Raw genomic sequence first — 13,068 nt, 5'->3', positions numbered from 1 at the left:
GAAATCTACCGCGCGGGCAAGGAGCTGGCAAAGAAAAAGGGCGCCCCGACGGGACGCCCTATCCTAGAAACTGGCTGCGCGATCAGAGACGCGAGGCCACGTTTTCCCAGTTGACCAGCTTGTCGAGGAAGTTGCTCAGGTAAGCCGGGCGCTTATTGCGGAAGTCGATGTAATAGGAATGCTCCCACACATCGCAGCCCAGCAACGCAGTCTGACCAAAGCAGAGCGGGTTCACGCCATTCTCGGTCTTGGTGACCTTGAGACCGCCATCGGCCTCTTTCACCAGCCACGCCCAACCCGAGCCAAATTGACCCGCACCGGCAGCTGCGAAGGCCTCTTTGAATTTGTCGACCGAGCCAAAAGTATCTACCAGCGCTTTTTCCAGCTCGCCCGGCATCTTGTCGCCGCCCGGACCCATCATTTCCCAAAACTGGGTGTGGTTCCAATGCTGAGAGGCGTTGTTGAAGATGCCATTTTGCGCAACGGCACCGGCCTGATAGGTGCCCTTGATGACCTCTTCAACCGACTTGCCTTCCCATTCGGTGCCAGCAACGGCCTTGTTGCCATTGTCGACATAGGCCTTGTGGTGCAGGTCGTGGTGATATTCGAGCGTCTCTTTCGACATGCCAAGACCGGCCAGCGCGTCATGGGCATAGGGAAGATCGGGAAGTTCAAAAGCCATTTTATCCTCACTCAGTAAGAAGGTTCGTGGGTTCCCCTTTAAAGAAGCGCTCACAGGTCCAAGGTCAAGGCCGTTATGCACACAACTCAGCGTGCCACCCCTGCCCGCCGTCCAAGCGACCCCCCCCGGGCCTTACATCCCCATGTCAAAGCCCAGATGCTTGGCCACGGCGAAAATATCCTTGTCGCCGCGCCCACACATATTCATCACGATGATATGCTCGGGGGGCAAGGTCGGGGCGATCTTCATCACATGGGCCAGCGCATGGCTGGGCTCCAGCGCGGGAATGATGCCCTCAAGACGGCACGAGAACTGGAACGCCTCCAGCGCCTCTTTATCGGTGATATTGACGTATTGCGCGCGGCCCGTGTCATGCAGCCAGGCATGCTCCGGACCGATCCCGGGGTAATCCAGCCCGGCAGAAATCGAATGGCCCTCAAGGATCTGACCATCGTCGTCCTGCAACAGATAGGTGCGGTTGCCATGCAGCACGCCGGGGCGCCCGCCGGTGAGGCTCGCGCAATGCTCCATCTTTTCATCCACGCCGTGACCACCTGCCTCGACCCCAATGATATTAACCGAGGGATCATCCAGGAACGGATGGAACAGCCCCATCGCGTTCGAGCCGCCCCCGATCGCAGCAATCAGCGTGTCGGGCAGACGGCCTTCGCCCTCTTGCTCTTCAAGCTGCCAGCGCACTTCCTTGCCGATGATCGACTGGAAATCGCGCACCATCGCGGGATAGGGATGCGGCCCCGCCACCGTGCCGATGCAGTAAAACGTGTCGCGCACATTGGTCACCCAATCGCGCAACGCATCGTTCATCGCATCCTTCAGCGTACCTCGGCCCGATTTCACCGGCACCACCTCGGCGCCCAACAGACGCATGCGGAACACGTTGGGCGCCTGACGCTCGACATCCGTTGCCCCCATATAGACCACGCATTTCAGACCAAAGCGCGCACAGACCGTCGCCGTGGCCACACCATGCTGACCCGCGCCCGTTTCAGCGATGATCCGGGTCTTGCCCATCCGGCGCGCCAACAAAATCTGGCCCAGCACGTTGTTGATCTTATGCGCGCCGGTGTGGTTCAACTCGTCGCGCTTGAGGTAAATCTTCGCGCCGCCCAATTCTTCGGTCATACGCGGCGCAAAATACAGCGGGCTCGGACGGCCAACATAATGTTTCCACAGATCGTCCATCTCGGCCCAGAAACTCGCGTCGGTCTTGGCGTGCTCATATTGCGCCTCAAGCGCAAGGATCAGCGGCATCAAGGTCTCAGACACAAAGCGCCCGCCATAAATACCAAAGCGCCCGTTATCATCGGGCACGTTCATGAAAGAGTTGATCAGATCGTCGGCCATGTCTCACCTCACGCAGAGTTCTTGTTCGGGATGTATCGACAAAGCGCCCCAAGATAAAGCGCCCGCCCTTTCATCTAGCCAGAAATACTCCGGGGGAGGCTCCGCAGGAGACGGGGGCAGAGCCCCCACCCGGCCCTCAGCCGCGCGCAGCCTCGAGAAAGGCGCGGATCCGGGCCGCATCTTTTACCCCCGGCGCGCTTTCGACGCCCGAAGAAACATCGACCTGACGCGCGCCAGTCAGGCGGATCGCCTCGGCCACATTCTCAGGCGTCAGCCCCCCCGCCAGCATCCACGGCTTGGCCCATTCGCGCCCCGCAATCAGGCGCCAATCGAACGCCAGCCCATTGCCGCCGGGCAGCGCGGCCCCTTTGGGCGCTTTGGCATCAACCAAGATCTGATCCGCCACCGCCTCGTATTCTGCAATCTTGGACAGATCGCCCGTCTCGGCCACGCCCACGGCCTTCATCACCGGCAGGCCAAACCGCGCGCGAATCTCGGCCACGCGCGCCGGGCTTTCGCTGCCATGAAGCTGCACCATATCAAGGGGCACTGCGGCGCAGATCGCATCCAGCTCGGCATCTGTAGCATTCACCACCAGCGCGACTTTCGCGACACCGGGGGGAACTTCAATCGCCAGATTGCGCGCCTGCGCGATCTCAACATGGCGCGGCGATTTGGGAAAGAACACAAAGCCAAGATAGCGCGCGCCCGCTTGCGTGGCCGCAGCCACATCCTGCGCGTTGCGCAAGCCGCAGATTTTCACCCGCACCGAGCCTGGCGCGCCGCGATCAATGGCAAGCGTGGTCATGACTTAACGCGCAGGCGAATCAAGCAGCGCCAACACGTCATCCTTGGGACCGTCGCTTTTATGGCGCAGCGTTTTCACCTCGGCCTCAAGCTTGTCGGCCTTGCGCGTGGCACGGCTGGCGGTGCGACGCAGCTTGGCCTCGCGGATCCATTCCCAGACGAACCCGATCAGCAGCCCCAGAATCACCCCTGCGAACACCACCAGGAACAGCGGCATCTGCAGGCTCCAGCTATAGCCAAGGAAGCTTCCCGCCTCATTGGGCAGCAGCCGCAACGTGACGATATCGCGGTTGGCCAAGGCCAAAGCGATCAACAAGATGGCCAGAAGGCCCAGAAACAGCAGCCGAAGCGCACGCATCATCTTGGCTCAGCCCTCTTGTCCGTTCAACCGGTCGCGCAGCAGCTTACCGGTCTTGAAAAAGGGGACATGTTTCTCGTCCACTTCGACCGCCTCACCGGTGCGCGGGTTGCGCCCAACGCGTGCATCGCGCTGTTTGACCGAAAATGCCCCAAAACCGCGCAGCTCAACCCGGTCGCCCGCTGCCAGCGCTTCGGTGACCTCGTCGAAAATCGTATTCACGATCTTCTCGACATCTCGCTGGAACAGATGCGGGTTATCCTCGGAAATCTTCGCAATCAACTCAGATCGGATCATCGTTATTCCCCCAAGGGTGGCGCCGGGTTATGCCCCCGGATTCATCGAACCTATTGAGACGACTATAGGATCAAACTTTGGAGCAAGAAACAGCAAAGGCTTGAAATTTCGGGGGGTTCACCGCCTGTTGGCTGCGATAAAAGCGGATTTCCGCTTTTGCAAATGCAGAAAACAGCAATGCAAAGCGCAAAAATCATCCGCACCGGGCGCATACTCCGAATCGCTTATCGACGCAAAAAGGCCCCGCCGATCAGGCGGGGCCTTTCGCGTGACAGGACGGGCCTGCCAGTGTCTTAGTTGTCGCCCTTGAGAGCGGCACCCAGGATGTCGCCAAGCGATGCCCCCGAGTCCGACGAACCGTATTGTTCCACGGCGTCTTTCTCTTCGGCGATTTCGCGTGCTTTGATCGACACACCCAGTTTGCGGGTCTTGGAGTCAACGGCGGTCACACGCACGTCAACCTTGTCACCAACGCCGAAACGCTCGGGGCGCTGATCGGCACGGTCACGGGCCAGATCGGAGCGGCGGATAAACGACTTCATGCCGTTATATTCCACTTCGATCCCGCCATCTTCGATCGCAGTCACCGCAACGGTGATGATCGAGCCACGCTTCACGCCGTCAACGGCATCAGAGAACGTGTCGGCATCCAGCGCCTTGACCGAGAGCGAGATACGCTCTTTGTCGGTGTCCACTTCGGTGACAGCGGCTTTAACCATGTCGCCTTTGCGGAACGACTGGATCGCCTCTTCGCCGCGCTGCTCCCAGCTCAGGTCGGAGAGGTGAACCATGCCGTCGATGTCGTTGTCGAGACCAACGAACAGACCGAATTCGGTGATGTTCTTGACTTCGCCTTCGATGATGGTGCCCACCGGGTGGGTTTCGGCAAAGACTTCCCACGGGTTGCGCATGGTCTGCTTGAGACCAAGGCTGACGCGGCGCTTGGCGGTGTCGATTTCCAGCACCATGACCTCAACCTCTTGCGAGGTCGAAACGATCTTGCCGGGATGGACGTTTTTCTTCGTCCACGACATTTCCGAAACGTGCACCAGACCTTCGACGCCCGGTTCCAGCTCAACAAATGCACCGTAATCGGTGATGTTGGTCACGCGGCCGGTGTGAACCGACTCGAGCGGGAACTTGGACTCGACGGCATCCCACGGATCGGACTGGAGCTGTTTCATGCCCAGGCTGATACGATGGGTTTCCTTGTTGATCTTGACGACCTGAACCTTGACGGTTTCGCCGATCGCAAGGATCTCGGAGGGGTGGTTCACACGGCGCCATGCCATGTCGGTGACGTGCAGCAGGCCGTCCACACCGCCGAGATCGACGAATGCGCCGTATTCGGTGATGTTCTTGACGACGCCTTCGACTTCCTGACCCTCGGTGAGGTTCGCGATGACCTCGGCGCGCTGTTCGGCGCGGCTTTCTTCAAGGATAGCACGGCGCGACACGACGATATTGCCGCGGCGACGGTCCATTTTCAGGATTTGGAAGGGCTGCTTGAGACCCATCAGCGGGCCTGCATCGCGCACGGGGCGCACATCGACTTGCGAGCCGGGCAGGAACGCAACAGCGCCGCCCAGATCAACAGTGAAGCCGCCTTTGACGCGACCAAAGATAGCGCCTTCGACGCGGTCTTCTTTCGCATAGGCTTCTTCGAGACGATCCCAGGCTTCTTCACGGCGAGCTTTCTCGCGCGAAATAACAGCCTCGCCACGCACGTTCTCGACGCGGTCAAGGAATACCTCGACTTCGTCGCCAACTTCGATTTTGGGCGCTTCGCCGGGATCGGCGAATTCTTTGAGATCAACGCGGCCTTCCATTTTGTAGCCGACGTCGATGATGGCTTGACCGGCCTCGATGGCGATCACTTTGCCTTTAACGACAGATCCCTCTTGGGGGGTGTCGATCTCGAGGCTCTCATTCAAGAGGGCTTCGAATTCTTCCATGGTTGCTTTAGCGCACATGCGGTTTTAGTTTCCTTTTCATAGTCGGTTTACTGGCCATGCGGTTGGCTCCGCCGGTCTTTCATTGAATATGCCGATCCGGGCCATGGCGATGCCAGACCCTTTCAGACCGCGCCGATATAGGTGGGATTCGCCGCTACGGCAAGCTTTCTTTGGCCTGCGCGCACAGCGGGAACGGCCATTTCACCCCGGCGCGCGCTACTGTGCGGCTGAAATTCGTGCCAAGTATTCGACTTCGCTTTCCAGAGGCGCGCGCGCCATCGGCTGGATCGAGCCGAACTGCATCGCGGAATGCGCCGCGCGCACCAGCCCGTCCCAAACCATCTGCACGCGATCAGGCGTCAGGGTCGGACGCGCGCCGTCAAGATCGCGCTCTAGCCCCAGTTCGGAATCGATGAAATGATCATAGCCCATCGACCAGCTTTCAAAGGGCGACTCCGCCGGCGCAGGCGCGCGCAGCAACAGGTCCAGATCGCTATGGCGCGGATCCTCGGTCAGACGCCGATACAACACATCCATCGCATCGGCCGGCCCATGCAGCGCCTGAACGAACTGATCGCCCGTGCGCCACAGATAGCCCGTGATCCCATGCGCGGCATTGTTGAGCAACGCACTGCGCAGGATATCGCGATCACTGTCGTCGAAATCGGCGAAAGCGGGAATGGAACGGTAAAGGAAGTGAACAAAACCCATGGCAGATATCTCGCGCAAAGCTACAGACCTGAATTCTGACACGGCCGCAGCGCGCAAGCTATAGCAGAAGACATAGCGCGCAAAAATTCCCCCCCTGCCCCTACATCGCCTGCGATAGCGCCGCCTCGATCGAACCCGTTATCTTGCTCGACAGCGGCGCGGCACCTGCCCGGAAGGTCTCAATCACGGCGCCATCGCGGCCCAGAAGCACCTTGTTGAAATTCCAGTTCGGCTCAAAGCCCTTCTCGGCGCGCAACCAGGCATAAAACGGATGCGCCTGCCCCCCCGAAACGTGTGTAATCTGCGCCATCGGTAATTCGGCACCAAAGGTCATTGCACAATAGCGCTTGGCCTCTTCGCCCGATTTCAGTTCCTGTTTGAAATCGTTGGAAGGCACGGTCAGGACCACCAAACCCTTGTCGCCATAGCGATCCGCCAGCGCCTGCAACTCGCTGAATTGCCCGGCATAACCGCATTTCGAAGCAGTATTCACCACCAACACCACCTTGCCCTTGTAATCGGCTAATCTCATCTGACCGCCCTCAATCAGATCAAACCGGATATCGGGCGGCACGTCGGGGCTCGCAACGGCGAGGCCTGTCATCAGAGCAAAGGCCATCAGGGCGGCGACACAGCGGGCAATCATCGGTCAAATATCCTTGCGAAACCAGACGCAGTGAAAACGCGCTCAAAGGCGGCTTGGTTCACCGTTTCGTGAAGATATATCCAAAACACCTCATTTGCTAATCACAAATGCGGCTAACCTCGCGGTATCGTGGCGTGAGAAATTCAGGCTTTTCCATGGGATCCCGGGGGCTCACCCCGGGCATCGGTGCATCGGGTTTGATGCGCACGCTCTCGGGATCCAGCGCGAGGCGTTGACAAATCCCAAGGCTCGTTTGCACAATCGCACCCAAATCGCGCAGATCCAGCAGATGGCCGCCTTTGCGCGCAAAACCACTCACACCGAAATCCAGCGGCGGCTCAAGCACAAAGCGCTGCGTCTGCGCCCCAAACAGCGCCCCACGGCCCTGCCAATCCGCAGCCTGACCGCTCGCGATCTGCACCTCGAACCGGCCCGGAGGCACTAGCAGCCGAAAGAAATCGCCGCCACGCGCATAGGCTCCGATCACGTCGCGCCCGGTCGCCACATCGCGCAAAACAAGGTAATAATCGCGCCCCTTGGCGGTTTTGACCTGCAAGGGTAACGTGCGCGGCAAGGCGGTGTCAGACCAGAGCAGACCTTGAGGGCGGTCCTGCCCAGCAGCAGGTCCGGCAAGCAACAGGCAAAGGCAAATCAAACGCAGCATTGCCCTGATATGGGGTGCCGCTGCGCAAACGCCAATTATCTGCGGCGCGCTGCGATCAAATCGCAGGCCGCTTGCACCGCCGCGTCGACACCCATTTCCGACGTATCCAGCACCAGCGCATCTTCGGCCGGACGCAGCGGCGCATCGGCCCGGTTCATATCGCGCGCATCGCGTTCACGCACATCCGCCAGCACCTCGCGCTCATCCCCCCCCAACTCCAGCCAACGTCGATGCGCGCGCACTTCCGGGCTTGCCGTCACAAACAGCTTCACCTCGGCATCCGGACAAATCACCGTGCCAATATCGCGCCCATCAAGCACCGCCCCACCCTCGCGGCGCGCAAACTCGCGCTGAAATTGCACCAGCGCGGCGCGCACCTCGGGGATCGCGGCAACTTTCGAGGCCGCCTGCCCCGCTGCCCCCGTGCGCAAATCTTCGCGCGCCAGATCTTGGGGCCCAAGCGTTTGCGCGGCCACCACCGGATCGCCACCCTTGACCCCGACCGCACGATAGAGCGCGCCCGTATCAAGATGGGCAAAGCCAAACCGCGCCGCCACCGCCCGGCTGATCGTGCCCTTGCCTGCAGCGGCAGGGCCGTCAATGGCAACCGTAAAGCGCATCCCCTTGGACCTTTCCTCGCTTGCCCCCTCAGACGCCTCCGGCGGGAGTATTTCTGGCTAGATGAAACCAAACCAGTCTTTCATCTAGCCCCAAATACTCCTCGCGGAGCGTCCTGCCCTGTCAAATCTCGCGCCGGATCGTAGCTCCAAGCCGCGCCAACAAATCCTCAAAGATCGGGAAGGAGGTGGCAATCGGGCTGCCATCATCCACCGAGACCGGATTTTGCGCCGCCATCCCCAGCACGAGAAAACTCATTGCGATGCGGTGATCGAGATGGCTGGCGCAGATTGCCCCGCCCGGCACGCCCCCCGGTCCCATGCCATGAACGATCAGCGTGTCCTCGTCTTCTTCGATGCGCACACCGCAGGCCTCAAGCCCGCGCGCCATTGCATCAATCCGGTCGCTTTCCTTCACGCGCAGCTCATGCACGCCGGGCATCCGCGTGACGCCCGTGGCACAGGCTGCCACGACCGACAGCACCGGGTATTCGTCGATCTGGGCCGAGGCGCGGCTTGCGGGCACGTCGATGCCATGCAGCTCAGAATAGCGCACACGTAGATCGGCAACGGGCTCGCCACCCTCTTCGCGTTCATTGAGAAATTCGATATCCGCGCCCATGTCACGCAGCGTGGTAAACAGCCCGTTGCGCGTTGGGTTTTGGCTGACACCGGGCACCAGAATATCGGACCCTGGCACGATCAGCGCCGCACAGACCGGAAAGGCCGCCGAGGACGGATCGCGCGGCACGGCGACCTCTTGGGCGACCAGTTCGGGCTGGCCTTGCAGCGTGATCACCTGCCCCTCATCGGTCTGCTCGACGCTGACATCCGCGCCAAAGCCGCGCAGCATGCGCTCGGTATGATCGCGGGTCGGAATTTTCTCGATCACGACGGTCTGGCCCGGCGCGTTCAGCCCCGCCAGCAGCACCGCCGATTTGACCTGTGCCGAGGCCATCGGCGGCGTGTAGCGCACCGGCACCGGATCGTGTGCGCCCACAACCGTCATCGGCAAGCGCCCACCTGCGCGGCCATAGCTTTGCGCGCCAAACAGCGCGATTGGATCGGTGATGCGCCCCATCGGACGTTTGCGCAAACTGGCATCGCCCGTGAAGGTCGCAGTGATCGGCGACGTCGCCATGCAGCCCATGATCAGCCGCACGCTCGTACCCGAATTGCCGCAATCGATCACCTGTTCGGGCTCGGCGAATCCGCCCACGCCGACACCATGGACCGACCACGCGCCCGGCCCGTGGCGCGTCACCTCAGCCCCAAACGCGCGCATCGCTTTCGCGGTATCCAAAACATCCTCGCCTTCCAGCAGGCCCGTGATCTTGGTTTCGCCTACACAAAGCGCGCCAAAGATCAGCGCGCGGTGGCTGATCGACTTGTCGCCGGGCACCTCGGCAGTGCCGCGCAGCGGGCCCGATTTATGGGCTGTCATCTTGATCGGATCGCCGTGGCCGGACATGGTTTTCTCCTGTTTATCGCGCCTGTGTTAGCGCGATCCGGCCCGAGGCGGAAGCCCCCGCTGCGCGCCTCTTCCTCTTGACTAAAATATCCCGGGGGGCTGTCAAAGCCTTGGCTTTGGCAGATGGGGGCAGCGCCCCCAGCTTGACCGCTATTTGCCGATCTCCTCTGAATCTCTCGATCAGGAGTATTGGCTGCTCTGCGGCATAAGACAAATCGCCGAGATCAGTTTCGCTCTCGGCAATTTGCTTTGGATTTGCTGGATCCGGTGTGAGGGGGGGACCTTCGGACTCAAGTGGCTTAGTGCTCATTGGCCAGATGCACCCAGTCTGGATCCTTCAAGAGGGGCGAGAGCCGCTCCAAGACGTGGCTCGGGGCTGTGCCTGCGGCTGGGGGCACCGTGGCTGTCTTTGCGATGGCGCTGATCTTTTTCTCGAGCGCCTTTTTTTGGGCCTCCAATTCCTCCATGCGGGGCTTCAAATTGGCATAGGGCGCGCCGTTTTCGAGCGAACGCACGAGGTTCTTGATCTTCAGCTCGATACCATCCAGCGCCGCCACTAGCGCAGGGAATTCTTGATCGGGCGGTTTTTTGCGAAGCTGGCTCAGCGCATCTTGAAGAGCGGTATCAAAGACTTTAGAGACTGCGTCCAACACGAGCGCTTCCTGCAAAGCCTTGAAGACCCAAGATTCGATCTCGTCTTGGCGCTGCACCCATTAAGCACGTTGCACAGTTCTGCGCGCTGTGCGCGCAGCTCTTGCGGGATGAAATCAGCGGGTGTGTGTGATGGGTCATTTTAGAGTCCTTTCGGTGGGGTTTTGAGAGAGAGACGAACTGCAAGATCCGGCCGCCTTACGTGGCAGGCGGACTGACATTGCAGCCCGACCAGCCGCCCTTAGGACAGCTAGAGGCGCTCGGGGCGGTAGACCTCGACACGGCGTTTGAGGAGCGAGCGGATCTCGCGTTATGCACGGGCGAGACTCTGGGTGACCGCGTCGAATTGCGGGCACTGTGCGGCGCTCAGGCGGCCGAGGATCGCGCCCGGTTCGAACAGCTCGGACTCCGGGTAAATCATCAGCCGATGCGACGCGCGCAAGATCGTTTCTTGAGGCAACCCGAGGCGGGGCGACAGCGCGATGAGAACCTGACGGCGGCACTCTGGGCCGAAACCTTCGCCCTTTCCCCAATTACGGCGTAGCGCTCCCAACCCGCTGAAGCTGAGAAAATGGATGCGTTCAACCCATTCTCCCAGTTCAAGCTATCCGCTATCGTCTGCCCGCGCGCGGTGAAAGCCCCGATAACGGTGCAGGTCGAGCTGCTTGTCGAGCTGGGGATGGCGCGAGTGGATGCAATTCGCGCGGGTGTTCTCGGGCCCGTGGGCACGAATTTCAGACGCCGCTTTCCACCTGAGCCAGCACCTCGGCCAGCACCGATACGGCCAGCAGTCGCGGATCGCGCGCAGAGCGGATCAACCCGATCGGTCCGCGCACCCGCGCGCGCGTCGCCGCATCGATACCGCGTGCCCGCAAACCTTCCAGCCGTCGGTTTTGCGTGCGCACACTGCCCTGCGCGCCGATGTAGAAAGCGGGGGTTGCGAGCGCCGCCTCAAGGATCTCCAGTTCCCAATCGTGATCGTGAAAAAGAAAGATCACGGCCGTGCGCGCGTCGATAGCGGCCTCGGGAAGGATCCCAGCGCGGTCCAACATACGAACCGAGCAACCTGCAGCGATGGCATTGGCGAATGTGGCGTCCTCAGGCGTGAACAGAAGATGCGGCGCGCCGGTGGCCCGCACCAGATCCGAGAAGAACACCGCTTCGGCACCTGCGCCAAAGATCACAAAGCGCGGCTCGGGGCGAAACGCGACGCGTAGCGCGCCCGGTTCGCCGGGCTCCGCGCCCTCTTGTGCGAAATCCAAACCGCCAGCAGCGCTTAGCCACAGTGCAGTCTCTTCGCGGCGTGCGCGCCTTGCAGCAAGCTCGCACAACAACGCCCGGTCTGGCGCAGGGATAACGGTGATCTCAAGTGCACCTCCGCAGGGCAGTTTCAAATCGAAAAAGGGCGAGCCCGCGCCATAGTGCAGCTTGCGAACCTGCCCGTCGGCCAGCGCAGCACGCGCATGTTCGACCACATCTTCCTCGATACAGCCCGCGCTGAGCGCCCCAACGCGCCGACCGTCATGCAAGATCGCCATCGCCGTGCCGACATTACGATAAGCCGGGCCTTCGATGCCAGAAATCACCGCGATCGCGCCGGGCGCGTCGGACCGTGCCAGTTCGAACCACGGATCTTGCGCGGCAGGATGGGTCAAGGCCGCCCCCTCAATCGTTCGCCCCGGTCAGCGCACGGCGGGAAACCTCGACGAAAAACTGCACGCCCAGCGGCAGGATCGCATCGTTGAAATCGTAGTGCGGGCTGTGCAGGTTGCGCCCGCCCTCAGCCGATCCATTGCCAATCCAGCCATAAGCGCCGGGCACCTTTTCCAGCAGAAAAGCGAAATCCTCGCTCGCCATGCTGGGGGCGTAATCGGTCTGCACCGCCTCGCGGCCCAAGATCGCCTCGGCTGCGCGGCGCGCAGTTTCGGCCGGTTCGGACGCGTTAATCGTGGCCGGGTAGCGGCGCTGATATGTGAGCTGCGCAGTTGCGCGATAGGCTGCGGCGATCATTTCGGCGCGGTGCGTCATCTCGGTCTGCACGAAGTCGCGCGTTTCGGGTCGCAAGGTTCGCACCGTTCCGCGCAAGATCACCTCTTCCGGAATGACATTAAGCGTGTGGCCGGCATGGATCTGCGTCACCGAGATCACCGTCGCATCGGTCGGATCCACCGCGCGGCTGACGATGGTTTGCCAGGCCAGTTGCAACTGTGCGGCCAGTGTGATCGGGTCGATCCCCTCATGCGGCATCGCGCCATGCGATCCCTTGCCGATCACCTTCAATTCGAACGTGTCGAAAGCGGCCATCACGGGACCTGCGCGCATCGCGATCCTGCCTGCCTCCAGCCCCGGCCAGTTGTGCAGCGCATAGATGCTGTCGAGCGGGAAACGTTCGAGCAATCCATCTTCGATCATCACCCGCGCGCCGCCTTCGTTTTCCTCAGCGGGCTGGAAGATGAACACCACCGTGCCCGGCCCCGGCGGATCGGCCGCCATCGCCTGCGCGGCCCCCAGAAGCATCGTGGTATGCCCGTCATGGCCACAGGCATGCATCTTGCCGGGAATTTCCGAGGCATAGGTGGCACCGGTCAATTCCGCTATCGGCAGCGCGTCGATATCGGCGCGCAGACCAACGCACGGGCCCTCGCCATTGCGAAGGACGCCGATCACACCGGTCCCGGCCAGCCCCTCATGAACCTCGAGTCCGAACCAGCGCAGACGCGCGGCGATGAAGGCGGCGGTCTCGTGTTCCTCGAAGGCCAGTTCGGGGCGGAGATGCAGCGCGCACCGCCATTCGACAAGCTGGTCTTCCATCGCCTTGATCGCCGGGGTGATATTCATCGCGCG

14 protein-coding genes are annotated in these 13,068 nt (G+C 61.3%); all 14 read right to left on the bottom strand.

Annotated features, from left to right (window positions below):
* Positions 1–82 precede the first annotated feature (82 nt).
* Entirely contained in the window at positions 83–682 is a 600-nt protein-coding gene (locus tag QZ571_RS10735; RefSeq protein ID WP_295534325.1) for a superoxide dismutase, read from the bottom strand.
* Positions 683–814: 132 nt separating this feature from the next.
* Positions 815–2,047 carry a tryptophan synthase subunit beta gene (gene trpB / locus QZ571_RS10730; RefSeq protein ID WP_295534322.1) on the bottom strand — a complete coding sequence of 411 codons (1,233 nt, stop codon included), beginning with the start codon at positions 2,045–2,047 and terminating at the stop codon, positions 815–817.
* Positions 2,048–2,183: 136 nt separating this feature from the next.
* Positions 2,184–2,855, bottom strand: coding sequence for a phosphoribosylanthranilate isomerase (locus QZ571_RS10725; RefSeq protein WP_295534320.1), 672 nt, complete (start codon positions 2,853–2,855; stop codon positions 2,184–2,186).
* Between the two features lie 3 nt (positions 2,856–2,858).
* On the bottom strand, positions 2,859–3,215 hold the full coding sequence (locus QZ571_RS10720; RefSeq protein WP_366929951.1) for a LapA family protein: 357 nt from the start codon (positions 3,213–3,215) through the stop codon (positions 2,859–2,861).
* Between the two features lie 6 nt (positions 3,216–3,221).
* Positions 3,222–3,509 (bottom strand): integration host factor subunit beta, encoded by a 288-nt coding sequence (ihfB, locus tag QZ571_RS10715; RefSeq protein WP_295534317.1) that lies wholly within the window; start codon positions 3,507–3,509, stop codon positions 3,222–3,224.
* Positions 3,510–3,802: 293 nt separating this feature from the next.
* On the bottom strand, positions 3,803–5,482 hold the full coding sequence (rpsA, locus tag QZ571_RS10710) for a 30S ribosomal protein S1 (protein WP_295534315.1): 1,680 nt from the start codon (positions 5,480–5,482) through the stop codon (positions 3,803–3,805).
* Positions 5,483–5,680: 198 nt separating this feature from the next.
* On the bottom strand, positions 5,681–6,175 hold the full coding sequence (locus tag QZ571_RS10705; protein ID WP_295534310.1) for a BLUF domain-containing protein: 495 nt from the start codon (positions 6,173–6,175) through the stop codon (positions 5,681–5,683).
* A 100-nt stretch (positions 6,176–6,275) separates the two neighbouring features.
* On the bottom strand, positions 6,276–6,821 hold the full coding sequence (locus QZ571_RS10700) for a glutathione peroxidase (RefSeq protein WP_295534308.1): 546 nt from the start codon (positions 6,819–6,821) through the stop codon (positions 6,276–6,278).
* Positions 6,822–6,918: 97 nt separating this feature from the next.
* A complete protein-coding gene (locus QZ571_RS10695) occupies positions 6,919–7,485 on the bottom strand; it encodes a hypothetical protein (RefSeq protein WP_295534305.1) in 567 nt (188 codons plus the stop codon).
* A gap of 35 nt (positions 7,486–7,520) precedes the next feature.
* Positions 7,521–8,105: a d(CMP) kinase gene (locus QZ571_RS10690; RefSeq protein ID WP_295534302.1), complete on the bottom strand. Its 585-nt coding sequence runs from the start codon at positions 8,103–8,105 to the stop codon at positions 7,521–7,523.
* 121 nt (positions 8,106–8,226) lie between these two features.
* Positions 8,227–9,573 (bottom strand): 3-phosphoshikimate 1-carboxyvinyltransferase, encoded by a 1,347-nt coding sequence (gene aroA / locus QZ571_RS10685; RefSeq protein ID WP_295534299.1) that lies wholly within the window; start codon positions 9,571–9,573, stop codon positions 8,227–8,229.
* A 299-nt stretch (positions 9,574–9,872) separates the two neighbouring features.
* Positions 9,873–10,226, bottom strand: a complete 354-nt coding sequence (locus tag QZ571_RS10680) for a hypothetical protein (protein WP_295534296.1) — start codon at positions 10,224–10,226, stop codon at positions 9,873–9,875.
* Between the two features lie 732 nt (positions 10,227–10,958).
* Positions 10,959–11,879, bottom strand: a complete 921-nt coding sequence (locus QZ571_RS10675) for an XdhC family protein (RefSeq protein ID WP_295534293.1) — start codon at positions 11,877–11,879, stop codon at positions 10,959–10,961.
* Between the two features lie 10 nt (positions 11,880–11,889).
* Positions 11,890–13,062, bottom strand: coding sequence for a M20 aminoacylase family protein (locus tag QZ571_RS10670; RefSeq protein ID WP_295534290.1), 1,173 nt, complete (start codon positions 13,060–13,062; stop codon positions 11,890–11,892).
* Between the last annotated feature and the right edge of the window lie 6 nt (positions 13,063–13,068).

This window comes from uncultured Thioclava sp. (assembly GCF_913064665.1).
Taxonomy (GTDB): Bacteria; Pseudomonadota; Alphaproteobacteria; order Rhodobacterales; family Rhodobacteraceae; genus Thioclava; species Thioclava arctica.
Note: the sequence above shows the minus strand (reverse complement) of the source record. Positions and strands in the feature narration are given on the sequence as shown.

Excerpts from the sequence above, each read along its gene's own strand:
- QZ571_RS10695 (WP_295534305.1), bottom strand. The coding sequence starts at position 7,485 with ATGCTGCGTTTGATTTGCCTTTGCCTGTTGCTTGCCGGACCTGCTGCT.
- QZ571_RS10735 (WP_295534325.1), bottom strand. The coding sequence starts at position 682 with ATGGCTTTTGAACTTCCCGATCTTCCCTATGCCCATGACGCGCTGGCC.
- QZ571_RS10720 (WP_366929951.1), bottom strand. The coding sequence starts at position 3,215 with ATGATGCGTGCGCTTCGGCTGCTGTTTCTGGGCCTTCTGGCCATCTTG.
- QZ571_RS10700 (WP_295534308.1), bottom strand. The coding sequence starts at position 6,821 with ATGATTGCCCGCTGTGTCGCCGCCCTGATGGCCTTTGCTCTGATGACA.
- rpsA (WP_295534315.1), bottom strand. The coding sequence starts at position 5,482 with ATGTGCGCTAAAGCAACCATGGAAGAATTCGAAGCCCTCTTGAATGAG.
- QZ571_RS10725 (WP_295534320.1), bottom strand. The coding sequence starts at position 2,855 with ATGACCACGCTTGCCATTGATCGCGGCGCGCCAGGCTCGGTGCGGGTG.
- QZ571_RS10705 (WP_295534310.1), bottom strand. The coding sequence starts at position 6,175 with ATGGGTTTTGTTCACTTCCTTTACCGTTCCATTCCCGCTTTCGCCGAT.
- trpB (WP_295534322.1), bottom strand. The coding sequence starts at position 2,047 with ATGGCCGACGATCTGATCAACTCTTTCATGAACGTGCCCGATGATAAC.
- QZ571_RS10670 (WP_295534290.1), bottom strand. The coding sequence starts at position 13,062 with ATGAATATCACCCCGGCGATCAAGGCGATGGAAGACCAGCTTGTCGAA.
- ihfB (WP_295534317.1), bottom strand. The coding sequence starts at position 3,509 with ATGATCCGATCTGAGTTGATTGCGAAGATTTCCGAGGATAACCCGCAT.
- QZ571_RS10690 (WP_295534302.1), bottom strand. The coding sequence starts at position 8,105 with ATGCGCTTTACGGTTGCCATTGACGGCCCTGCCGCTGCAGGCAAGGGC.
- aroA (WP_295534299.1), bottom strand. The coding sequence starts at position 9,573 with ATGTCCGGCCACGGCGATCCGATCAAGATGACAGCCCATAAATCGGGC.